The organism is Butyrivibrio sp. X503 (genome assembly GCF_003625475.1).
GTDB lineage: Bacteria > Bacillota > Clostridia > Lachnospirales > Lachnospiraceae > Butyrivibrio.
The window spans coordinates 91998-113893 of record NZ_RAIQ01000004.1 but is presented as its reverse complement, the minus strand read 5'-3'; the positions used below and the strand labels follow the sequence as shown (position 1 = coordinate 113893).

The window sequence follows — 21896 nt, the reverse complement described above, 5'->3', positions numbered from 1 at the left end:
AGTATTTTTTTGACCTGATTTCCGAGACGTTCTTGCTTAGAGTGCTTATTTTTTATACAATTATGTAGTGCGAGAGCACACTTGGTCTTGAATTTATGATCTGCAATATGCATTTTGACTGTATTATGAGGTGATAACATGAGGATAACAGTAGTAGGTACGGGATATGTAGGACTTTCCAATTCCGTACTTTTATCACAATATAACGATGTTACCGCGGTGGACATTGTCCCTGAGAAGGTTGATATGATCAACAACAGACAATCGCCCATCGTCGATAAAGAGATAGAGGAGTTTCTCAAGAAGGATTCGCTTAGACTTCGTGCCACAACAGATGCGATAAGTGCGTATGAAAACGCCGAATTTATCATTGTTTCGACGCCCACCAATTACGATGAGAAACTTAACTACTTTGATACGTCTTCCGTAAGAAGTGTTGTCGAACAGGCAAGGAAAGTGAATCCCGATGCTTATATCATAATCAAATCCACAATTCCTGTCGGATACACATCGGATCTTATGGATGAATATGAGACGGATCACATTCTCTTTTCACCTGAGTTCTTAAGAGAAGGAAAGGCGCTTTACGACAATCTCTATCCTTCGAGAATAATCGTCGGATACGACACGGATTCCGAGGAAGCGGAAGAGAAGGCGCACATTTTCACCGATCTTCTTAAACAGGGCGCTCTTAAAAAAGACATTCCGACTTTGTTCATGAACACTACAGAGGCCGAGTCGGTTAAGCTTTTTGCCAATACTTATCTGGCTCTTAGGGTTTCGTTTTTTAACGAGCTTGATACTTATGCAGAGGTCAGAGGCCTCAACACCAAGAACATAATCGACGGCGTATGCCTTGATCCCAGGATAGGAGATTTCTACAACAATCCTTCGTTTGGCTACGGCGGCTACTGCCTTCCCAAGGATACCAAGCAGCTTCTTGCCAACTATGAGGATGTTCCGAACAACCTTATCACTGCGATCGTTGACGCGAACAGAACGAGAAAAGATTTCATCGCTGACAGGATCTGGGCTCTTCATCCCAAGAAGGTCGGCGTGTACAGGCTCACGATGAAGGCAGGCTCCGATAACTTCAGACAGTCTGCGATTCAGGGCATTATGAAAAGAATTAAATCAAGAGGTATTGAGTGTGTGGTTTATGAGCCGACACTCAAGGAAGACAGCTTCTTTAATTCCAAGGTCATAAACGATCTTAATGAGTTCAAAAAAGAGTGCGACTTTATAATCGCAAACAGGCTCACACCCGAGCTTTCGGATGTGGTAGATAAGGTCTATACGAGAGACCTTTTCGGAAACGAGTAAATACAAATATGTAAAAACAAAGGGTCAAAAGCTTCTGCTTTTGGCCCTTATATTCTTTAAAGCAAGTTTAATTCAAATTTTCTTTTATAAAATCATCAGCAGGTTTTCCGCCTGAAAAAGTGAAGGTAGTTTTAAATGGATTGGATTTATAACCGGATAGGTCTTCTATGTTTCCCGAATTTAGTTTGCAATCCTTCATGCTGTATATATGATATTCGGGACCGAAATTTTCCATGATTATATTTATATAGGGAACATATTCAAAGTCGGACTTACTATGACGCCAATCCATAAATTGATGTACATAGCCGTTTTTGAAGGTGCATACAGAGAAATTTCTTCCGCCTTCACCTGTATCCATGAGGAGTTCAGGTATGTCATCGTCGTTAATGTTGATAAGATCATATCTGTTTGTTCCTGCGGATAGTGTTTCGTAATATCCGATGATGGCTTTGTAACCTTCTTGATAAGAACTGAATTCTCCGTTTGTCTGTCCCTTGGAATAGTAATCGCAGACATCATCTACGGTAAATCCCTTATCAAGATACTGTGTTGCATCAGTGAGAGGCGGATAAACCATAAATACGGTGCCCTCGTCATCATCATAGGGATCGTCGTATGATGCAGATCCGACAAAGAGCCATGACATTTCTTTTAAACCTTCCGTTCCTGTAAAAAGAAGATCGGTGAATCCGTCGAAGTTAACATCAAAAGTTTTGAATCCGGTTATCGTGTCCGGAATGTTTTCGCTATCGTCATCAAACAAAAAACCAAAGCCTTTTCTGTGGTTATTATAGGTGTAACTTATACTACAGGCTTCGGGGGCGGGGAGAGAGAGCTCGCATGTATCATCACATTCGTTAACTTCAAATGTGATCAAGTATTCTTTCCGAATATCCTTTGACCAATCCAAAGATACTGACTTATTCATTTCTGCCTCAATCTTGATACTTTCATAGGGGGCATTATCGTTTTCTGTTTCTTCATCCGAAGCGGATTCTGAAGTTGAAGAGGAATCGGAAGCCGAAGCTATTGTGGCTTTCGAATCTGAATTTATAGCCTGTGATATTTCATGCTTGGCAAAAAGATACCCTGAGACGAAAGAGATCACTCCTCCGAGCATAAAAAGAATTAAAGCGATCGATATGATTATTACCGATCGCTTATTATTGGTTGTGTTTGACAATTTAAATTATCCTCCTGTCCTTTAATAAGCGTTTTATGATTATAAATTCCCCAATTTATAATAACGATCTAAGATCGCTGAAAAATGTGGGATATGAGATATCCACGCATTTATCGTCAGTAATTATTGTTTCGCCTTCTGCGCCGAGGGCCGCGATAGCAAAGCTCATCGCAAGTCTGTGATCGCTGTGAGAATCGATCTCGGCACCTGTAAGAGGCTTTCCGCCGCGGATGATCATTCCGTCGTCGGTTGCCGTAACGTCGCAGCCCATCGCCTTTAAGTTATCTACAACCGAGTCGATTCGATTGGATTCTTTTACCTTGAGCTCAGCAGCGTCTTTGATGATCGTTGTGCAATCGGCTGTAGCAGCAAGAACTGCCACAACAGGGAGCTCATCAATCATTGTCGGAATGTCGGCGCCTCCGATAACGAATTCATTGTTTTCATCGCCATGGAGCTTACTGTACTTAACAAGGATGTCGGCGCGCTTTTCGCTTGAATCATCTTCGTTTAAAAGAGTGATATCGGCGCCCATGCGCTTTAATACATTTATGATGCCGGCTCTTGTCTCGTTAACTCCGACGTTTTTGATAAGAAGCTCGGAGCCGGGGACCATGAGTGCTGCCGCGATAAAGAAAGCAGCGGAAGATATGTCGCCCGGAACGTTTATGTCTATTGCTTTGAGCGGCTGTCCGGGATTAAGGATAGCTGCGGCTTTCCCGTCTTCATAGATTTCATTGTGAATATCCGCGCCGAAAGCCTTAAGCATGATCTCGGTGTGGTTTCTTGAAAGAGCGGGCTCTATAACTGTTGTCGCAGAATCTGCGTAGAGGCCTGCGAGTATTATCGCTGATTTAACCTGCGCGGAAGCAACGGGGCTGTTGTAAGTGATTCCGTGGAGCTTCTTTCCGCCTGTGATATGGAGAGGCGCGCAGTCATTGTCTTTTACTGAAACTATATCGGCGCCCATTTCGGATAAGGGTGTGATGACTCTTTTCATCGGACGCTTTTCTATCGAAGCATCACCCGTGATATCGGTGTCAAAAGACTGAGCGGAGAGTATTCCGGAAATAAGTCTCGTGGTCGTTCCGCTGTTGCCGGTATAAAGAAGTGAATCCGGCGCGGTCAGACCGTTTATACCTTTTCCGTGGACATATATCGTCGGAACTCCGGTCATATGATTGTTCTTTTTCTCAATCTCGATCCCGAGCTTCTTAAAGCAATCTATTGTTGAGAGGCAGTCTGCGCTCTCAAGGAAGCCTGTGATCGTTGTGGTTCCTTCCGCAAGGGCACCGAACATGATGCTTCTGTGGGAAATGGATTTATCTCCGGGAACCGTTATTTCGCCTTTTATCGGTGATGTAGCTTTGCTAAGTGATATCATCTTTTTTCCTCAGGTGATTTATTTCTTATAAACGTTGTAGCCTTTGTCTGCGAGTATCTCGATGGATTTCTCCATGCTTGCGTTGTCGTGAAGCTCAATCTTAAGCGTTCCGCGCTCGTACTCTCTGTTGTGAACGATGCCGATGTTCTTGATGTTGATCCTGTTCTCGGAAAGAAGGAGAGCAACGCTTGCAAGGCAGCCGGGCTGGTCGTCGATCTCAACGTTGATGCTGTGTACTTTCTGGATCGGTCCGCTTGAAGTCTCAATAAATGACTCTCTGTATTCTCTTGCGGATGAAAAGAAATCGAATATCTTATCAGTCTCTTTTTCATCGATGGCAAGCTTGATCTCATACAATGAATCAATGTATTTGCCAAGGAGCTCTGAGATGTTGTCTGCGTTGGTAGTGCAGATCTGTTGCCACATAACGGGTGAAGATGAGGAGATACGCGTGATGTCCTTGAATCCGCCCGCGGCGATGGTCTTCATGAGCTGATCTTCCGAATCGTTGTCTTTTACCAGGTTGACGAGCGAAGCGGAGATGACGTGCGGAACGTGGCTTATTGCCGCTGTGATGTAGTCGTGTCTGTTGTGGTCGACTACAAGCGGGATCGCGCCGATCATCTTGACGAGATCATAATATTTATCCAGTCTTTCTTTTTCCGTAGACTCTGTTGTTGTGAGGATGTAATAAGCGTTTTCCAAAAGAGATGACTTGGAGTTGCCAAAGCCGATTCTCTCGGTACCTGCCATCGGGTGTCCGCCGATGAACTGGGATTCAAGCGAAAGCTCTTTTATCTTCTCATGGATCCCTGTCTTGACGCTGCCGATATCCGTGAGCGTCGTCTTCTTATCCAGGAAGGGCAGGAGCTTGTCGATGTTGTCGTTGTTGCACTCGACGGGTGCGCAAAGGAAGATGTAGTCGCATTCCGAAAATTCCTGACCGATTTCGTAGAGTGGCAGGTCTACAATCTTTTGCTCATATGCCTTATCCACTGTCTCCTTGTGAGGAGTGTAGGCTATGATGCGTGATGTTGGCTGCTTTTCTTTTATTGCGCGGGCGATCGAGCCGCCTATAAGTCCAAGGCCGATAAAGCCGTAGGTTTCATTGTTCATGTAAAAAAAATCTCCTATGTAAAGTGCGCCTTTTTTGAAGGCGATAATTATTAAACGTAGTGAATTACACTATAACACTTTAATGTACGAAAATCAAATATACGGGCTCTGTGATTGCAGGCACAATGCTTGTGCAAAATCACCTATAACTCTTGTTTTGGTACAGTATCTTTAGTAAAATATCATTATAAGTTTTTGGGGGACTTGTATCATATCTCATACATATTACCCAAAATGAAGCGACTGGAGGACAAGATATGAACGTTTACACAACAGACAAGATCAGAAACGTTGTACTGCTTGGGCACGGTGGTGCCGGCAAGACAAGCTTGGCTGAATCAATGGCTTATCTTGCAGGTATTACATCTAGGATCGGTAAAGTGGAAGATGGAAATACTCTCAGCGATTTTGATAAGGAAGAGCAGAAGAGACATATTTCTATCAGCACATCAACGATTCCCATGGAATGGGATGGACACAAGATCAATGTCCTGGATACTCCCGGTTTCTTTGATTTTGTCGGTGAAGTAGAGGAGGCTATCAGCGTTGCCGACGCGGCGATCATCGTAGTTTCCGGCAAGGCAGGAATAGAGGTAGGTACAGAAAAAGCGTGGGAGCTTTGCGAGAAGTACAAGATTCCCCGCATGATATTCGTAGCGGATATGGATATCGACGATGTTTCATACAGACAGGTCGTACAGGATATGACTGATAAGTATGGAAAAAAGATCGCGCCTTTCAATTTACCTATTCGTGAGAACGAGAAGTTCGTCGGATACGTAAATGTTATTCAGGAGAAGGGCTTTAGATGGCAGGGTAAGGAAGTTGTTGAATGTGACGTTCCCGAGTACAACCAGGCCAACCTGAAGATCTGCCGTGACACTCTTTTAGAGGCTGTTGCAGAGACATCCGAAGAGTTTATGGACAGATATTTTAACGGAGACACTTTCTCTGAATCGGAGATAAGAGCGGCTGTCCGCACCAACGTATGTGACGGCAGCATCGTTCCCATCGAGATGGGTTCAAGTACTCTTTGTCAGGGTATTTACACTCTTATGGACGATATCGTTAAGTATATGCCAAGTCCCGAGAATCGTAAGATGGCGGGCATCAATACCAATACCAACGAGATCTTCGAAGCTGACTTTGATTTCTCCAAACCCAAGACAGCTTTTGTATTTAAGACAATGATCGATCCTTTCATCGGTAAGTATTCACTTATCAAGGTTAGATCCGGTATCTTAAAGCCCGATGACGTAATGTTCGTTGCGGGAAAAGACATGGAGGTTAAGATCGGTAAGCTCTTTATCCTTCAGGGAAATAAGACTACCGAAGTACCTGAGCTCCACGCGGGCGATCTCGGCGCACTTCAAAAGCTTGATGTTGCTACGGGCGATACGCTTTCAACCAAGGCGACTCCCGTTCAGTACGCAAAGATGGATATCTCGCAGCCTTACACGGTTATGAGATACCACGCTCAGAACAAGCAGGATATTGATAAGATCGCACAGTCACTTGCCAAGATCGCGGCTGAGGATCAGACGATCAAAGTTGTCAACGACGCAGAGAACAGGCAGACTCTTTTGTACGGCATGGGTGACATGCATCTCGATGTTGTTAAGAGTAAGCTTGAGAATATCTATAAGGTAAACATAGATCTTACCAAGCCTAAGGTTGCGTTCAGAGAGACGATCAGAAAGAATTCTGACGTTGAGTACAAATATAAGAAGCAAACAGGTGGTCACGGTCAGTACGGACACGTTAAGATGCGCTTTGCTCCTTCGGGAGATCCGACAACTGCATACACCTTCGATCAGGAGGTTGTAGGCGGAGCGGTTCCCAAGAACTTCTTCCCTGCAGTTGAGAAGGGTATCGCAGAGTCCGTTCTTAGAGGACCTCTTGCAGCTTATCCCGTTGTGGGAGTCAAGGCTACACTTTATGACGGATCTTATCACCCTGTTGATTCGTCCGAGATGGCGTTCAAGGTTGCGGCTTCCAATGCCTTCAAGAAGGGCTTCATGGATGCAACTCCCGTTCTTCTCGAGCCCATCGTATCTCTTAAGGTTACGGTTCCTGACAGCTATACAGGCGACGTAATGGGCGACCTTAACAAGAGAAGAGGAAGAGTGCTCGGAATGAACCCTGCACCGTCAGGCAAGCAGATCATCGAGGCTGAGGTTCCTCAGATGGAGCTCTACGGATATTGCACACAGCTTCGTTCAATGACGGGCGGCAGCGGCGAGTTCGAGTACGAGTTCAACAGATATGAGCAGGCTCCTTCGGATGTTCAGGCAAAAGAGGTAGAGGCAAGAGCAGAAAAGGTTGCAGCAGCAAATTCAGAAGAATGATATATAAAAAGATAATTTGGCCGGGAGCTTGTAATGAGCTCCCGGCTTTCTTTATTTCAAAGGAAAAAGGGCTTGCATTAATTGTTAGCAAGCGCTAACATGTTTTTGTTGAGAAATGTTTACACTTATAGCTATGACTTCTTTTGGAGGAAATGAAAATGGGACTACTTAAAAAGGTTTTTGTACAGACACGTAAACCCGAGGGCGTTTTGGGGAAGATGATGATAAGCGGCATGAATAAGGGACATGCGAAAGTAGCTGACTGGGGACTTTCACATCTTCAGACAATAGCACCTTCTGAAATGCTTGAAGTTGGATGCGGCGGCGGAAGAAATGCCCGCGCGCTTATGAAGAAGTATCCATCCGCCAAGATGACTGCGATCGACTATTCCGATACTTCGGTTGCAACTACCAAGGCTTACAATGCGGATATGATAGAAAAAGGCAGATGCGAGGTAAGGCACGGCGACGTTTCAGCACTTGACCTTGAAAGTGATAAGTACGATCTTGCAACTGCTTTCGAGACCATATATTTCTGGCCGGGACTTGAGAAGTGCTTTAGCAATGTTGCCAGAGTCCTTAAGCCGGGCGGAACATTCATGATTGTCAATGAATCCGACGGAACAGACAAGGCATCTTCTTATTATGAGAGCATGATAGAAGGTATGAAATGCCACAAGGCGGAGGATATCGTCGACGCCCTTAAGAGCGCGGGCTTCTCATCCGTAAAGACAGACGTTCACGCTTCAAAGCCTTGGATCACGGTTCTTGCGAAGAAGTGATGTGTGTGAATGCTTCAAGCTCGCAGTTTTGCTGGAGATTGCTCCAGAAATCTTTGAGAGGTGTTTTGCGAAGTTGCGAGATAAGACCGCAATTGAGTGCGCTGTGGGCAACGACGAGAATAGTCTTTCCGGCGTTCATATCGGGAATAAGGACTTCTTCTATAAAGGAAGAAGTTCTTTCTTTTATGGTATATCGGTGTGACCCTGGAGTCTTTCTTCTTTATTCCAGTCGGTCTGACCGTGTCTTGTGATGTATAGCATTTGCGATCTCTCTTTTTATGGATATATATTTGATGACGTATGTGGCAAAAAGGTACTTTTGGCACACATCATTTGATATATTAGCATGCGATTCTATAGCGCTCAAGTGTATATGCTGGGTAGATTTGTTCGAGAATAAGAGCGGGAGCGGAATACAATTCAAATCTATTCTATTTCATTCTATTCTGTTTTACTTGGGGCTGGATTTGTTTACTTGGGGCGGGATTTGTCGGAAATTTCACGTAATACCGATAATCGGCATGCAATTATAGTTTTAATGCTGATATGCGTGTATGAATTCCGGCTTAATTGGATTTTTAGACAGGAAAAAAACATGCGTTTTGAGAGAAATAGTCTTTATGTATGCTTTTATTTTCCTTTTTGTGGATGAAATAATGATAATTTGGCGAAAAAAAGCATGTAAATCCGAAAAAAGAGTGGATATGCATGTCATTTGGACATTTTCTTTGCCGTCTAGGCAAGTTCAGAACAGGAGAAAAGCATGCAAATCTGGCAAAAGTGCTGAAATGCATGCCGGCCTAGGGCAATTCACATGCCGGCCATTTCTGTACACGCTATCGATCTCGATTCCGCATTCCTCAACGCCGTCACGGGTTTTTCTTGATTTTTTTTAACCTAATAAAGCCAACACCCCGAAAACTAGATAAATACTGACCTTGACACTAATGGTATGATTGTATACAATTATACGCGATGACCATTTTAGTACAATTTTTTGTAAGTGAGGAGTTTATTCATGAGTGAGACTAGCGCATTTCAGAACAGGCCGGTGACCATGAATGACAAGAATAATCTGCTCCAGATCGAAGAGCACATGTATATTCTTGACGACATTCAAAAACCAAACGTTTTCAGAAATATGTTTCCCTATGAGGAAGTTCCCAAGATTCCGTTTAACGACAGGATTGTTCCACACAATATGCCCAAGGACATCTGGATCACGGATACTACTTTCCGTGACGGACAGCAGTCAAGGGCTCCTTATACAACCAAGCAGATAGTCGATATCTTCGACATGCTTCATGAGCTTGGCGGCCCCAACGGTATGATCAGACAGAGCGAGTTCTTTTTATATAGTAAGAGCGATCGCGATGCGGTCTACAAATGTATGGAGAGAGGCTACAAGTTCCCCGAAGTTACAAGCTGGATCCGCGCAAGCGAGGACGATTTCAAGCTGGTTAAAGAGATCGGAATGAAGGAGACGGGTATCCTCGTATCATGTTCCGATTATCATATTTTCTTAAAGCTTAAGATGACAAGAAGACAGGCGCTCGATCATTATCTCAGCATCGTAAGAGCTTGTCTTGAGGAAGGAATAAGTCCAAGATGCCATCTCGAGGACATCACAAGAGCCGATATTTACGGTTTCGTTGTTCCTTTCTGCGTAGAACTTATGAAGTTAAAAGAAGAGTACGGTATCCCCGTTAAGATCCGTGCTTGCGATACAATGGGCTACGGAGTTAACTTCTCCGGTGCCGTTATTCCCAGAAGCGTTCAGGGTATCATCTATGCGATCAACACCAACGCGGGTGTTCCCAGTGAACTTATCGAGTGGCACGGTCACAACGATTTCTATAAGGCTGTTACCAACTCAACAACAGCTTGGCTCTATGGCTGTTCTTCAGTTAACACTTCACTCTTCGGTATCGGAGAGAGAACAGGTAACACACCTCTTGAAGCTATGGTATTTGAATATGCACAGCTCAAGGGTACTCTTGATGGTATGAATACGCAGGTTATCACAGACCTTGCCGAGTATTATGAGAAGGAAGTAGGCTTCACGGTTCCTTCCAACACACCTTTTGTTGGTAAGAACTTCAATGTTACAAGAGCCGGAATCCACGCAGACGGACTTCTTAAGAACGAGGAAATCTACAACATCTTCGACACTGAGAAGTTCCTCAGAAGACCTCCCGTAAGTGCCGTATCTAACACATCGGGACTTGCCGGAATCGCTCACTGGATCAACATTCATTACAAGCTTCGCGACGAGCATGCTCTTTCCAAGTCTTCACCTCTTGTTACCAAGATAAAAGAGTGGGTCGATAAGGAGTACGCAGGCGGACGAGTTACCGTTATGACGGATGCCGAGCTTGTTTCCGAGATCAAAAAAGTTGGCAAAGAACTTGGAATAGTTGTTAAAGAGGGTGAGATCGTATCATCCAAATAAAGGGGACAATTATGGATAATCAAGACTTAAAGCAGGAAGTTACTGATAAATATTCACTTAGAGGCAGAGTTTTCCATCGCATCAGAGAGGATATTCTTAATGGCAAGTACAAGGATCATGAAGAGCTTAAGGAAGTAGCTATCGGACAGGAACTCGGCGTCAGCAGAACTCCTGTAAGAGAGGCATTCAGACAGCTTGAACTTGAGGGACTTATTCAGATCATTCCCAACAGAGGTGCATACGTTACGGGCATCAAGGTCAAGGATATCGAGGATATCTATATGATCAGATCCAAGCTCGAGGGACTCTGCGCAAGATGGGCTTGTGAGAATATTTCCAAAGAGCAGCTTGAGGAGATGGAAGAGAACATCTACCTCGCTGAGTTCCATGCGGCCAGAGGTCATATGGAGCAGATGGCTGAGCTCGACAACAGATTCCACAACATTTTATATGAGTCATGTAATTCCAAGATGCTTGAGCATCTTTTAAAGGACTATCACCAGTATGTTTGGAGAGTCAGACAAAAGACTCTTTCCAGCAGCAGAGGCGCTGTTTCCAACGTTGAGCACAAATTTATCATGGAGGCCATTAAGGAGAATAATCCCGACAAGGCCGAAGAGCTTGCCAATCAGCACATGATAAATGCTTATGAGAATATGGTTGAGAAGGGACTTCTTTCCATGTTTGAGTAATGGCGGATAGCCCTTTTACAGGCACATGCGATATATACACAACATCTTTTGAAAGGACAGATTTAATGAGTAAGATTCAGATGACAACACCCATCGTTGAGATGGACGGCGACGAGATGACCAGAGTACTGTGGCAGATGATCAAGGATAAGCTTATTTTACCCAGTATCGACCTTAAGAGCGAGTATTATGATCTCGGACTTAAGCACAGAGACGAGACAGACGATCAGGTAACCGTAGACAGCGCCAATGCAACACTTAAGTACGGTGTAGCCGTTAAGTGCGCTACCATTACTCCCAACAATGAGCGTGTTGAGGAATACAATCTCAAGAAGATGTGGAAGAGCCCCAACGGTACGATCAGAGCGATTCTTGACGGAACAGTTTTCCGTACACCTATCATGGTAAAGGGAATCGAGCCCAACGTAAGAACATGGGTAGAGCCCATCACACTTGCAAGACACGCATACGGCGATGTTTACAAGAACGTTGAGATCAGAGTTCCCGGAGCAGGTAAGGCAGAGCTTGTGTTTACCGCTGAGGACGGAACTGTTACCAAGGAAACTATCTTTGATTTCAAGGAGCCCGGTATCATTCAGGGCGTTCACAATAAAGATGCTTCGATCAGAAGCTTTGCAAGAGCTTGCTTTAAATATGCTCTCGCTGAGAAAAAAGAGCTTTGGCTCGGAACCAAGGATACCATCAGTAAGACATACGACAGAAGATTCAGAGAGATCTTTGAGGAAGTATTTGAAAATGAATTCAAGGCTGATTTCGAGAAGGCAGGAATCACTTATTTCTATACACTTATCGATGACGCCGTTGCTCGTGTAATGAAGTCTAAGGGTGGATTTATCTGGGCCTGCAAGAACTACGACGGCGACGTTATGAGTGACATGGTTTCATCCGCTTTCGGTTCACTTGCAATGATGACTTCTGTTCTTGTATCTCCCACAGGAGTTTACGAGTACGAGGCAGCTCACGGAACGGTACAGAGACACTATTACAAGTATCTTAAGGGAGAGCCTACATCAACCAACCCTGTAGCAACTATCTTTGCTTGGACAGGCGCCCTTCGCAAGAGAGGCGAGCTAGACGGAATAAAAGAGCTTATGGATTGGGCTGACAAGATGGAGAAGGCAACTCTTTCAGTTATTGAGTCAGGCCGCATGACAGGCGATCTTGCGCTTATCACATCACTTCCGAATCCCGTTAAACTCGGAAGCGAAGAGTTCCTTGATGCTATTGCTGAGGAATATAATAAGCTTTGATATATTGAGCCAAGTATGTCACAGGTATCAAAAGGTACTTTCGACACCCTTATCATTTTTCTGGATAATAATAAAAGTTCCCGAATGCCTGAAAACATTCGGGAACTTTTATTAAAGCGTATTTATTTAAATAAATCTCATCTAATTTTGAAATGAATAGTAGATCCCCAAAATTCATCTAGGAGTTTATAGTATAATTTTTCTGCACTGTATCCATTAACAGATTTATATCCTGTTCCTTTGTTGCTACTGTTGGTGAATCCGAGTTTTGTGTTTATATCAGCGTAATCTTTTTGTACAAGACGTTCTCCGTCTGCTGATACCAAATACGTCTCTATTGTTCCGCCACTTCTGGCATAAATCATTCCATTTTTTACGCCTATATAATCATCGGAAATGAGAGTACCGATACATTTTGCATTTCTATTGGATGATTCTGTATAAACCCAAACATGTCTTGAAGCATTTCTAGAATTTCCTTTTGAATCTCCAACATGTTCAATGTATTTCTTACTTGCTTCTAATAGAACCGGTTTACTGTAGCCGTTTAATTTAACTCGAACATAACCATTGCCTTTGGACATTTTGGATTCCACATCGGATAACCATTTTCTGTCCGGAAAAATTTTGCCGGTCATTCCTCCGCCGTCAACAAAAGCACTGTCATTTTTTTCCATCTGATATACTGTGGTTTTAGTACTTGTGATCATGTTGGCACTGATGCCTGAAGCAGCAGTGAAGGCGAGCATACCCGCGGTTAACAGGATTGTAAATAATTTTGTTCCTCTTTTTTTCATGTTTTCCCTTTCTATAAACGTTTTTGTGAGGTTTGCACCTCGATTTCTTTTTTATTATTCACGACGGTGGTGTAGATTGTCAAGGAATTGTTAAATATGTGCGGCGTGAGATAAAACAAATGCACAAATGAAGCCTTTATTCGGTTGAATAGGGGCGTTTGTTCTGATATACTAAAGTCTGTATGAGCATTCAAATGAGGAGAGAGAATTTGATATAAAATGGCTTATGAGAAGGGTGGGAGAAAAAGTGAAAAGGTACTGTACAACAGGCGTATCAGAAGGCTTCGTAAATTCATTCTGATAACCGTTGCAGCAGCTTGTCTCATTCCCACGTTGATCTGCATCATTTTATCTATCAGATTCGACAGACTTAAGACTGACTATAATCAGACCAAGGCGGACCTTGAATGGTACAGAGAGCGCTTTGGTGAAGAGATGGATATATTGGCGGAGGATGATAAGAATTCCAAGCCCGCAAGTGTGGTCACTCCGGATATTGATTACGCGGATGTTGAGATCATCGGAGCTCAGAACCCGGAAGATATCGAGGGTACCAGATATGTGTATCTTACTTTTGATGACGGTCCGAGTATCTACACCGATGAGATACTTGATATTTTAAAAGAAAAGAATGTTAAGGCGACTTTCTTTGTCTGCGGCAAGCCCAAATATGAGGATTGCTACAAGAGGATAGTCAATGAAGGACATACCTTGGGTATGCATTCATACAGTCACAAGTACAGTGACATATATGCATCGACCGATGCGTTCAGAGAGGATCTTAAGAACTTAAGAGTTTATCTTTACAATACGACAGACACCTGGTCCAAATATTACAGATTCCCGGGCGGAAGCTCCAACAATGTCAGCAAGGCTGATATGAATGAGCTTGTAGGAATTCTTGATAATGAGGACATCACGTTTTTTGACTGGAATATTTCGGCCGGAGATGACAAAGCAGGCATCACTAAGGACGATATTTGTGCTAATATAGTAAATAACATACCTAAGTTTAAACACTGCGTTGTTCTTATGCATGACGCGGCGGACAAGAAGGCCACGGTTGAGGCTCTTCCCGAGATAATTGACGCAATTAACGGTATGGATGATACAGTGATGATTCCGATAACTGATGATACGTTACCGGTTCAACATATCAAAAACAAATAAACTACTAAGTAAGGGGAGGATATCAAGATGGGATTTTTTTCTGAGCTAAAGAGCGATCTGTCCCAGGCAGTTAACACTCTTATGCCGGATGACAAGCTCGAAGGAGCAAACGGTCTTGATAAAGACAAGGCAGCTGAGGAAACAGTTAAGGTAAGTGAGGTCGATATCGACAGCATGCTTAATCGCCTTGACGACATCAAGCTTGATGACATCACAAACGAAGAGACTAACACAGAAGAGGAAGCTGCTTCTGAAGTTATTACCGAAGAGGTAGTAACACCCGAGGAAGAGAACACTGTGAATGAGAGCGAAAGCTCTTTTGCGGAAGCTTCCGAGGAAAAAGAAGAAGCTGAAACAAGCGTATCAAATGAGATCGAAGAGCTCACAGAGGACCTTGAAGAGAAGATCGAAGAGGAGACTCAGGCAGAGGTTGAGCAGGAAGAGCCCAGAAGCGCACTTGAAGCTATCAACAACGAACACATTGATGAGTACATTGCCAAGAGCAATGAAACTGATAAATCTAATAATGATGGGGGAAATGAAACTATGGATTTTGAACAGCAGACACCAACCGATGAAACAGCTAACATCACAGAAGGAATGGTCATCAGCGGTGACCTTCAGACAACAGGATCTCTTGATCTTGTAGGTAAGATCATAGGTAACGTTAAGGCTCTCGGCAAGCTCAACGTAACAGGTGAGATTCAGGGTGATTCCGATGCGGCTGAGATCTATGCAGAGTCAGCAAGAATCACAGGTGAAGTAAGAAGTAAGGGTAGCGTTAAGGTTGGACAGAGCACGGTTATCGTAGGTAACATCTTTGGTTCAAGCGCAGTTATCGCAGGAGCCGTTAAGGGTGACATCGACGTACACGGACCCGTAGTTCTTGATACAACAGCAATCGTTATGGGTAACATCAAGTCCCAGTCTGTACAGATCAACAACGGTGCGGTTATCGAGGGTATGTGCTCACAGGCTTATGCCGACGTTAATCCTTCAGAGTTCTTCGAGGGACTTAAGAATAAATAATTACGGATATACATGGAGATATTATGAGAATACTATTGAAACTCAGCGGCGAAGCGCTGGCAGGAGACAAGAAGACAGGCTTTGATGAAGCGACTGTCAGAAAGGTGGCTCTTCAGGTTAAGCAGCTTGTGGATGACGGAACCGAGGTAGGTATCGTTATCGGCGGCGGTAACTTCTGGAGAGGCAGGACCAGCGAGAACATCGACCGCGTTAAGGCCGACCAGATTGGCATGCTGGCTACTGTTATGAACTGCATTTACGTTTCCGAGATCTTCAGAAGCGTAGGCATGATGACCAATATACTTACACCTTTTGAATGCGGTTCTTTTACCAAATTATTTTCTAAGGACAGAGCCAACAAGTATTTTGCCAAAGGTATGGTTGTATTCTTTGCGGGCGGCACGGGACATCCTTGCTTTTCAACAGATACACCGGCTGTACTTCGTTCCATAGAGGTTGACGCCGATTGCCTTTTGCTTGCAAAGTCTATTGACGGGGTATATGACAGCGATCCCGCCAAGAATCCGGATGCTAAGAGATATGATACACTTTCAATTGATGAGGTTATCGCCAAGAACCTTCAGGTTGTTGATATGACAGCATCAATCCTTGCAAGAGATAACAAGGTTCCTATGAGGGTATTTGCCCTTCAGGAAGAGAACAGTATCATCAAGGCTTGTTCCGGTGATTTTAACGGCACAACGGTTACTGTTTGATAATAGCTTAAGATAATTGAAATTAAGGAGGCATCGGTATGAACGATAAGATTAAAGAATACGCAGATAAGATGCAGAAATCTTTCGATTTTTTAAAGGAGGAGCTTGCTTCTATCCGTGCAGGAAGAGCCAATCCCCATGTACTTGATAAGATTAAGGTAGATTATTACGGAACACCTACACCTCTTCAGCAGGTTGGTAATGTTTCCGTTCCCGAGGCACGTATTATCCAGATCGCACCTTGGGATAAGACACTTATTAAAGATATTGAGAAAGCGATCCTTACATCCGATCTTGGTATTACACCTGCCAATGACGGTAATGTTATCAGACTTGTTTTCCCCGAGCTCACTGAGGAGCGCAGAAAACAGCTCGCAAAAGACATCCGTAAGAAGGGTGAGGATGCCAAGGTTGCTGTCAGAAACGTAAGACGTGACGGCAATGATGCTCTTAAGAAGCTCAAGGGCGGCGATATTTCCGAGGACGAGATTAACGATCTTAACGATGAGCTTCAGAAGGTTACAGACAAGTATATCAAGGACATCGATACTGCTGTAGAAGATAAGAACAAAGAGATCATGACAGTTTGATCATGCGGAAATAGGATTTTTACAATGGAAACACAAGAGTTAATGAATGTACCCGAGCATGTGGCTATCATTCTTGACGGTAACGGCAGATGGGCCAAGGCCAAAGGAATGCCCAGAAACTACGGACACATGCAGGGAGCCAAGGCGGTTGAGGATATTCTTGTTGATGCAAGAGATCTCGGTATCAAGTACCTCACCGTCTATGCTTTTTCAACAGAAAATTGGAGCCGTCCCGAGGCTGAGGTTTCAGCCCTCATGACGATCCTTCGCAATTATTTAAAGACCAGTATCAAGAAATCCATGAAGAACAATGTTCGTTGCCGTGTTATCGGTGACAGATCCGCTCTTTCGGAGGATATTCAGAAGGCTATCGCAGAGCTTGAGGAAGCAACTGCGGGCAATACCGGACTTACATTTACGATTGCGATCAACTACGGAAGCAGGGATGAGATTACCCGCAGCGTAAAGAAGATCGCAGCAAAGGTTGAGAGCGGAGAGCTCAAGGCCGATGATATTACCGAGGAACTGATAGCCAAAAACCTTGATACTGACTTTTTGCCGGACCCCGATCTTTTGATCAGAACGTGCAATGAGCAGCGAGTTTCCAACTTCTTGTTGTGGCAGCTTGCATACACGGAGTTTTATTACACCCCGATCGCATGGCCCGACTTTAACAAGGCTGAGCTTGTTAAGGCAATAGAAGCTTACGGCGGCAGAAACCGTAAGTTTGGCGGTCTTAAGAAGGATCAGATCTAAGCATTATCGGAAACTGGAAAAAGGCTGGTTAAAAGAGTTGAAGAATAGAGTTATAAGCGGAATATTTATATTTCTTATTCTCGCGGGAGTGCTTATTCCCGGAGGATACCTGCTTGCGGGAGTGTTGTTTGCGGTTTCGTTCGTCAGTTTTTATGAACTGGTGAGAGCGCTCGGCATACATGAAGAAGGAAAGAATTTCAATGCATTGGAATTATGCGGATACGCTTCGATCATCGTGCATTATGTTCAGATGATCCTTGTTAGGGACTACAGATATTATATCTTTTCCCTGATGTTTGCATTTTTCCTCATCATGGTATGTTACGTTGTAAACTTTCCCAAGTTTAAGTCTATGCAGGCCATAGCTACTTTTTTCTGTTTCGTATATGCACCCGTTAATATGTCGTTCGTATATCTTTTGAGAATACGTGCGTTTGGCAAATATCTTGCTTGGATTCCTTTCATAGCATGGGTTTGCGATACATGTGCATATTTTGCCGGAAGAGCATTCGGTAAACACAAGCTTGCACCGCATCTTTCTCCCAAGAAGACCATAGAAGGTGCGATAGGCGGGATTATCGGAAGTGTTTTGGTCGGTGCGCTCATCGGTTATATCATTTACGTAAGAGAGAATTATAAGGTCGAAGTAATCTGGGTTATGGCCATCATTACTTTTGCGGGCAGCATCATTGCTCAGCTTGGTGATCTTTTGGCATCCGGTATTAAGAGAGACCATAATATAAAGGATTACGGCAAATTGATTCCGGGACACGGCGGAATTATGGACCGTTTTGACAGTGTGATATTTGTAATACCTTGCATATATTTCTTGGCAGCGGTTCTAACCAGGCGTTTTTAAGGCTTTAGAAATTATTTTGCACCGGAGAATAAACTTCGGTGCTGATTTTATATAATAGGAAAATGCATCGGATTTCCCTGGAGATTGCATTAGGAGTTGAAATGAGAAACATTGTTTTACTTGGATCTACGGGCTCAATAGGAACACAGACACTTGACGTTGTAAGGAACAACGCTTCCGAGCTAAAGGTCATCGGCCTTGCAGCCAACAGGAAGGTTGAAGAAGTTGAGAAGCAGGTTAGGGAGTTTAAGCCTAAGTACGCCTGCATGTTTGATGAGAACGCAGCCAAAGATCTTGCGGACAGGATCAAGGACACTGATACAAAGGTTTACAGCGGAATGGACGGACTTCTGGAGATTGTTTCGGTTCCCGAAGCCGATACCGTTCTTACGGCTGTTGTCGGAATGATAGGTATCAGGCCGACTATTCGTGCCATAGAATCCGGCAAGGACATTGCACTTGCCAATAAAGAGACGCTTGTTTGCGCGGGACACATCATAATGCCTCTTGCAAAAGAGAAGAACGTTAAGATCCTTCCCGTTGACAGTGAGCACAGCGCTATATTCCAGTCTCTTAACGGCGAACCTAAGGATAAGGTTGAAAAGATCCTTCTTACAGCCAGCGGCGGTCCTTTCAGAGGTAAGAAGAAGGAAGAGCTTAAGGACATGACGGCTGCGGATGCGCTCAAGCACCCCAACTGGGATATGGGTCCGAAGGTTACGATTGATTCTTCGACGCTTGTAAATAAGGGACTTGAAGTCATGGAGGCGAGGTGGCTCTTTGATGTAAGCCTTGATAACATTCAGGTTTTGATACATCCGCAGAGCATAGTTCACAGCGCCGTTCAGTACTGCGACGGAGCGGTTATTGCTCAGCTCGGTGTTCCCGATATGAAGCTTCCGATTCAGTATGCTCTTTTTTATCCCGACAGAAGACCTATGGATGAAAAGAGACTTGACCTGTTTGAGCTTCACAGCCTGACTTTTGAAAAGCCTGATACGGATACATTTAGGGGACTTAAGCTTGCTTTTGATTCGGCATATGCGGGAGGCAGCATGCCTACTGTATTTAACGCGGCCAATGAGATGGCAGTTAAGAGATTTCTAAAGGGCGACATCAAGTATCTTGAGATCTATGACATGATCCGGGAGGCAATGGATCATCATAACAAGATAGATAATCCCACGGTTTCACAGATTCTTGAAGCAGAAAAAGAGATTTATGATTTCTTGGGGAATAAATACAACATTTGAGGAAATAAAAGAGGAAAGAAAATGATAGTAAGTGTAATTATATTTTTATTGATTTTCGGAATACTCGTTACCAGCCATGAATTCGGCCATTTCATCATTGCCAAGACAGGCGGCATAAGAGTTAAAGAGTTTTTTATCGGCATGGGACCGACTATTTTCAAAAAGCAAAAAGGCGAGACTTTATACAGCATCAAGCTTTTGCCCGTAGGCGGTGCATGTGTTTTTGACGGAATGGATCCCATCTCCGAGGAAAAAGAGAGCTTTGATGAGAGAGCTTTTTTGAATGCTCCCGTGTGGAGAAGGATAGCGACTCTTTTTGCCGGACCTTTTGCGAACTTTATTATCGCTTATATTCTTGCGGTTATACTTGTCAGCTTTAGTTTGTGGAATTTCCCTGTGATCCATAAATTGACGGAAGAATCTGCAGCTGCGGAAGCAGGAATGCAGGTAGGCGATACGATCATAAGTATCGATGGTGAAAAAGTTTACAATTCACAGGAGGTTACCCTCATTTCGCAGTTTGCGGAAGGGTCACCAATGGACATCGTATACGAGAGAGACGGACAGAAGTACAGTACTACTCTTCAGCCCAAGTATAGCGAAAAGGAACATCGCTACTATATGGGCGTCTATATGGGAGAGTACGAAAATATAAAGGGCTTTCAGGCATTTAAATATGCTTGGTATGAGGTTAGATTTTCACTGAAAAATACCTATAGAAGTCTTGCGCTTTTGATAAAAGGCAAACTTTCAGCCGATGACGTTTCGGGTCCCGTCGGAGTGGTAAAGATAGTCGATGAGGTATATGAGGAAACCAGTCAATACGGCATTCCCATGGTGATCTTAAACATGCTGTCACTTACCGTATTGCTGTCGGTAAACCTGGGAGTTATGAACCTTCTTCCTTTCCCGGCTCTTGATGGAGGAAGACTTGTGTTCCAGTTTATCGAAGTTATCTTCGGAAAGCCCGTTCCTCCCGAGAAGGAAGGCTACGTGCACATGTTTGGAATGATACTTCTGATCGGACTTATGGTTTTTGTGTTATTTAATGACATCATGAAGTTTACAAGATAATATTTGCAATTGCAGGGATAGGAGTCTATATGACGTACAGAGACAATACCAAGGTTATTAAGATTGGAAACAAGGTTATCGGTGGCGGTAACCCTATTATGATACAGTCTATGACCAATACGCCCACAGAGGACGTCGCCGCTACGGTAGCGCAGATACAAAGGCTGGAGGCTGCGGGCTGTGATATTATTCGCTGTACTGTACCGACGCAGGAAGCTGCGCTCGCGGTAAAAGAGATCAAGAAACAGATAACGATCCCGCTTGTTGCGGATATTCATTTTGACTATAAGATGGCTATCGCTGCAATGGAGAACGGAGCCGACAAGATCAGGATCAATCCCGGAAACATCGGTTCCAAAGAGCGCATAGCCGCTGTCGTTTCATGTGCCAAGGAGAGAAATATTCCTATCAGAGTTGGCGTCAACAGTGGTTCACTTGAAAGGAATCTCGTTGAAAAATATGGCGGAGTAACTGCGCAGGGCCTTGTGGAGAGCGCACTTGATAAGATCGGTATCATAGAAGATCTCGGATACGACAACATGGTCGTAAGTATCAAGTCATCAAACGTTATGCTCTGTGTTAAGGCTCACGAGCTACTTGCAGAGAAGTGTAAATATCCTCTTCATGTAGGTATTACCGAAGCCGGAACAGTCTGGGGCGGCAATATCAAATCATCTGTCGGTCTCGGAATCATCTTAAATGAAGGAATAGGAGATACTATCAGAGTTTCTCTATCCGGAGATCCGATCGAGGAGATCAAGACAGCCAAAGCAATCCTTAGAACCCTAGATATCAGAAAGGGTGGTATCGAGGTTGTATCTTGTCCCACATGCGGAAGAACCAAGATTGATCTCATAGACCTTGCCAACAAGACAGAGACTCTTGTTCAGAATTATCCCGATCTCAACATAAAGGTTGCGGTTATGGGATGCGCCGTTAACGGCCCCGGAGAAGCCAAAGAGGCTGATATCGGAATTGCCGGAGGAACCGGCGAAGGTCTTCTTATAAAACACGGGGAAGTGGTTAAGAAGGTCAAAGAAGACGAGCTTTTAAATGTATTAAAGGAAGAGCTCGACAATTGGAAGTGATACACTTCTT

20 protein-coding genes and 1 pseudogene are annotated in these 21896 nt (G+C 43.9%); 15 read left to right on the top strand and 6 right to left on the bottom strand.

The window, feature by feature from the left end; translation table 11 throughout:
* Window positions 1–138: 138 nt before the first annotated feature.
* On the top strand, window positions 139–1323 hold the full coding sequence (locus D6853_RS08290; RefSeq protein WP_120657544.1) for a nucleotide sugar dehydrogenase: 1185 nt from the start codon (window positions 139–141) through the stop codon (window positions 1321–1323).
* Between the two features lie 67 nt (window positions 1324–1390).
* Here D6853_RS08290 and D6853_RS08285 read toward each other — a convergent pair whose 3' ends face one another.
* Genes D6853_RS08285 through D6853_RS08275 form a run of 3 tightly spaced genes read right to left on the bottom strand, consistent with a single transcriptional unit; the run spans window position 1391 to window position 5009 of the window.
* The gene (locus tag D6853_RS08285; RefSeq protein WP_120657543.1) at window positions 1391–2509 is read right to left on the bottom strand and encodes a hypothetical protein; all 1119 of its coding nucleotides are present in this window, start codon (window positions 2507–2509) and stop codon (window positions 1391–1393) included.
* 55 nt (window positions 2510–2564) lie between these two features.
* A complete protein-coding gene (gene aroA / locus D6853_RS08280; protein WP_120657542.1) occupies window positions 2565–3893 on the bottom strand; it encodes a 3-phosphoshikimate 1-carboxyvinyltransferase in 1329 nt (442 codons plus the stop codon).
* An 18-nt stretch (window positions 3894–3911) separates the two neighbouring features.
* Complete coding sequence (locus tag D6853_RS08275) at window positions 3912–5009, bottom strand: prephenate dehydrogenase/arogenate dehydrogenase family protein (RefSeq protein WP_120657541.1); 1098 nt, start codon at window positions 5007–5009, stop codon at window positions 3912–3914.
* A 257-nt stretch (window positions 5010–5266) separates the two neighbouring features.
* Here D6853_RS08275 and D6853_RS08270 point away from each other — a divergent pair, with 257 nt between their 5' ends.
* Both D6853_RS08270 and D6853_RS08265 read left to right on the top strand, forming a co-directional pair.
* A complete protein-coding gene (locus tag D6853_RS08270) occupies window positions 5267–7357 on the top strand; it encodes an elongation factor G (RefSeq protein ID WP_120657540.1) in 2091 nt (696 codons plus the stop codon).
* Window positions 7358–7515: 158 nt separating this feature from the next.
* Complete coding sequence (locus D6853_RS08265; RefSeq protein ID WP_120657539.1) at window positions 7516–8139, top strand: class I SAM-dependent methyltransferase; 624 nt, start codon at window positions 7516–7518, stop codon at window positions 8137–8139.
* Here D6853_RS08265 and D6853_RS15635 read toward each other — a convergent pair.
* Window positions 8117–8335, bottom strand: a pseudogene (locus D6853_RS15635) (histidine phosphatase family protein); the annotation flags it as partial. The gene D6853_RS08265 and the pseudogene D6853_RS15635 sit on opposite strands and share 23 nt — an antisense overlap.
* The gene (locus D6853_RS15630) at window positions 8323–8400 is read right to left on the bottom strand and encodes a histidine phosphatase family protein (RefSeq protein ID WP_442861341.1); all 78 of its coding nucleotides are present in this window, start codon (window positions 8398–8400) and stop codon (window positions 8323–8325) included. The gene D6853_RS15630 and the pseudogene D6853_RS15635, both read right to left, overlap by 13 nt.
* Window positions 8401–9157: 757 nt before the next feature.
* Here D6853_RS15630 and D6853_RS08255 point away from each other — a divergent pair.
* The 3 genes from D6853_RS08255 (at window position 9158) to D6853_RS08245 (ending at window position 12554) form a co-directional block, all read left to right on the top strand.
* Window positions 9158–10591, top strand: coding sequence for a 2-isopropylmalate synthase (locus tag D6853_RS08255; protein WP_120657538.1), 1434 nt, complete (start codon window positions 9158–9160; stop codon window positions 10589–10591).
* An 11-nt stretch (window positions 10592–10602) separates the two neighbouring features.
* Entirely contained in the window at window positions 10603–11283 is a 681-nt protein-coding gene (locus tag D6853_RS08250) for a GntR family transcriptional regulator (protein WP_120657537.1), read from the top strand.
* A gap of 65 nt (window positions 11284–11348) precedes the next feature.
* Entirely contained in the window at window positions 11349–12554 is a 1206-nt protein-coding gene (locus tag D6853_RS08245) for an NADP-dependent isocitrate dehydrogenase (protein ID WP_120657902.1), read from the top strand.
* Window positions 12555–12691: 137 nt separating this feature from the next.
* On the opposite strand, the gene D6853_RS08240 is transcribed toward D6853_RS08245, so the two are convergent.
* Window positions 12692–13351 carry a hypothetical protein gene (locus D6853_RS08240; protein ID WP_120657536.1) on the bottom strand — a complete coding sequence of 220 codons (660 nt, stop codon included), beginning with the start codon at window positions 13349–13351 and terminating at the stop codon, window positions 12692–12694.
* Window positions 13352–13570: 219 nt separating this feature from the next.
* On the opposite strand from D6853_RS08240, the gene D6853_RS08235 reads away from it, so the two are divergent.
* The 9 genes from D6853_RS08235 to ispG all read left to right on the top strand — a co-directional run bounded on the left by D6853_RS08235 (window position 13571) and on the right by ispG (window position 21886).
* Window positions 13571–14521, top strand: coding sequence for a polysaccharide deacetylase family protein (locus tag D6853_RS08235; protein ID WP_120657535.1), 951 nt, complete (start codon window positions 13571–13573; stop codon window positions 14519–14521).
* A 27-nt stretch (window positions 14522–14548) separates the two neighbouring features.
* A complete protein-coding gene (locus tag D6853_RS15490) occupies window positions 14549–15550 on the top strand; it encodes a polymer-forming cytoskeletal protein (protein ID WP_243108320.1) in 1002 nt (333 codons plus the stop codon).
* 20 nt (window positions 15551–15570) lie between these two features.
* Entirely contained in the window at window positions 15571–16266 is a 696-nt protein-coding gene (pyrH, locus tag D6853_RS08225; protein WP_120657534.1) for a UMP kinase, read from the top strand.
* 38 nt (window positions 16267–16304) lie between these two features.
* Complete coding sequence (frr, locus tag D6853_RS08220) at window positions 16305–16856, top strand: ribosome recycling factor (RefSeq protein WP_120657533.1); 552 nt, start codon at window positions 16305–16307, stop codon at window positions 16854–16856.
* 24 nt (window positions 16857–16880) lie between these two features.
* Complete coding sequence (locus D6853_RS08215) at window positions 16881–17612, top strand: isoprenyl transferase (RefSeq protein ID WP_120657532.1); 732 nt, start codon at window positions 16881–16883, stop codon at window positions 17610–17612.
* A 37-nt stretch (window positions 17613–17649) separates the two neighbouring features.
* Entirely contained in the window at window positions 17650–18471 is an 822-nt protein-coding gene (locus D6853_RS08210) for a phosphatidate cytidylyltransferase (protein ID WP_120657531.1), read from the top strand.
* A gap of 101 nt (window positions 18472–18572) precedes the next feature.
* Window positions 18573–19724, top strand: coding sequence for a 1-deoxy-D-xylulose-5-phosphate reductoisomerase (locus D6853_RS08205; protein ID WP_120657530.1), 1152 nt, complete (start codon window positions 18573–18575; stop codon window positions 19722–19724).
* A gap of 21 nt (window positions 19725–19745) precedes the next feature.
* Window positions 19746–20798, top strand: a complete 1053-nt coding sequence (gene rseP / locus D6853_RS08200) for an RIP metalloprotease RseP (RefSeq protein WP_120657529.1) — start codon at window positions 19746–19748, stop codon at window positions 20796–20798.
* A 29-nt stretch (window positions 20799–20827) separates the two neighbouring features.
* Window positions 20828–21886 carry a flavodoxin-dependent (E)-4-hydroxy-3-methylbut-2-enyl-diphosphate synthase gene (gene ispG / locus D6853_RS08195; RefSeq protein ID WP_120657528.1) on the top strand — a complete coding sequence of 353 codons (1059 nt, stop codon included), beginning with the start codon at window positions 20828–20830 and terminating at the stop codon, window positions 21884–21886.
* Window positions 21887–21896: the final 10 nt, after the last annotated feature.

Bases quoted from the DNA above. Each gene is read 5' to 3' on its own strand.
- D6853_RS15490 (WP_243108320.1), top strand. From the start codon at position 14,549: ATGGGATTTTTTTCTGAGCTAAAGAGCGATCTGTCCCAGGCAGTTAAC.
- D6853_RS08240 (WP_120657536.1), bottom strand. From the start codon at position 13,351: ATGAAAAAAAGAGGAACAAAATTATTTACAATCCTGTTAACCGCGGGT.
- D6853_RS08255 (WP_120657538.1), top strand. From the start codon at position 9,158: ATGAGTGAGACTAGCGCATTTCAGAACAGGCCGGTGACCATGAATGAC.
- frr (WP_120657533.1), top strand. From the start codon at position 16,305: ATGAACGATAAGATTAAAGAATACGCAGATAAGATGCAGAAATCTTTC.
- D6853_RS08235 (WP_120657535.1), top strand. From the start codon at position 13,571: ATGGCTTATGAGAAGGGTGGGAGAAAAAGTGAAAAGGTACTGTACAAC.
- D6853_RS08275 (WP_120657541.1), bottom strand. From the start codon at position 5,009: ATGAACAATGAAACCTACGGCTTTATCGGCCTTGGACTTATAGGCGGC.
- D6853_RS08250 (WP_120657537.1), top strand. From the start codon at position 10,603: ATGGATAATCAAGACTTAAAGCAGGAAGTTACTGATAAATATTCACTT.
- D6853_RS08270 (WP_120657540.1), top strand. From the start codon at position 5,267: ATGAACGTTTACACAACAGACAAGATCAGAAACGTTGTACTGCTTGGG.
- D6853_RS08215 (WP_120657532.1), top strand. From the start codon at position 16,881: ATGGAAACACAAGAGTTAATGAATGTACCCGAGCATGTGGCTATCATT.
- ispG (WP_120657528.1), top strand. From the start codon at position 20,828: ATGACGTACAGAGACAATACCAAGGTTATTAAGATTGGAAACAAGGTT.
- D6853_RS08205 (WP_120657530.1), top strand. From the start codon at position 18,573: ATGAGAAACATTGTTTTACTTGGATCTACGGGCTCAATAGGAACACAG.
- rseP (WP_120657529.1), top strand. From the start codon at position 19,746: ATGATAGTAAGTGTAATTATATTTTTATTGATTTTCGGAATACTCGTT.
- D6853_RS08290 (WP_120657544.1), top strand. From the start codon at position 139: ATGAGGATAACAGTAGTAGGTACGGGATATGTAGGACTTTCCAATTCC.
- D6853_RS15630 (WP_442861341.1), bottom strand. From the start codon at position 8,400: ATGCTATACATCACAAGACACGGTCAGACCGACTGGAATAAAGAAGAA.
- D6853_RS08245 (WP_120657902.1), top strand. From the start codon at position 11,349: ATGAGTAAGATTCAGATGACAACACCCATCGTTGAGATGGACGGCGAC.
- aroA (WP_120657542.1), bottom strand. From the start codon at position 3,893: ATGATATCACTTAGCAAAGCTACATCACCGATAAAAGGCGAAATAACG.
- D6853_RS08265 (WP_120657539.1), top strand. From the start codon at position 7,516: ATGGGACTACTTAAAAAGGTTTTTGTACAGACACGTAAACCCGAGGGC.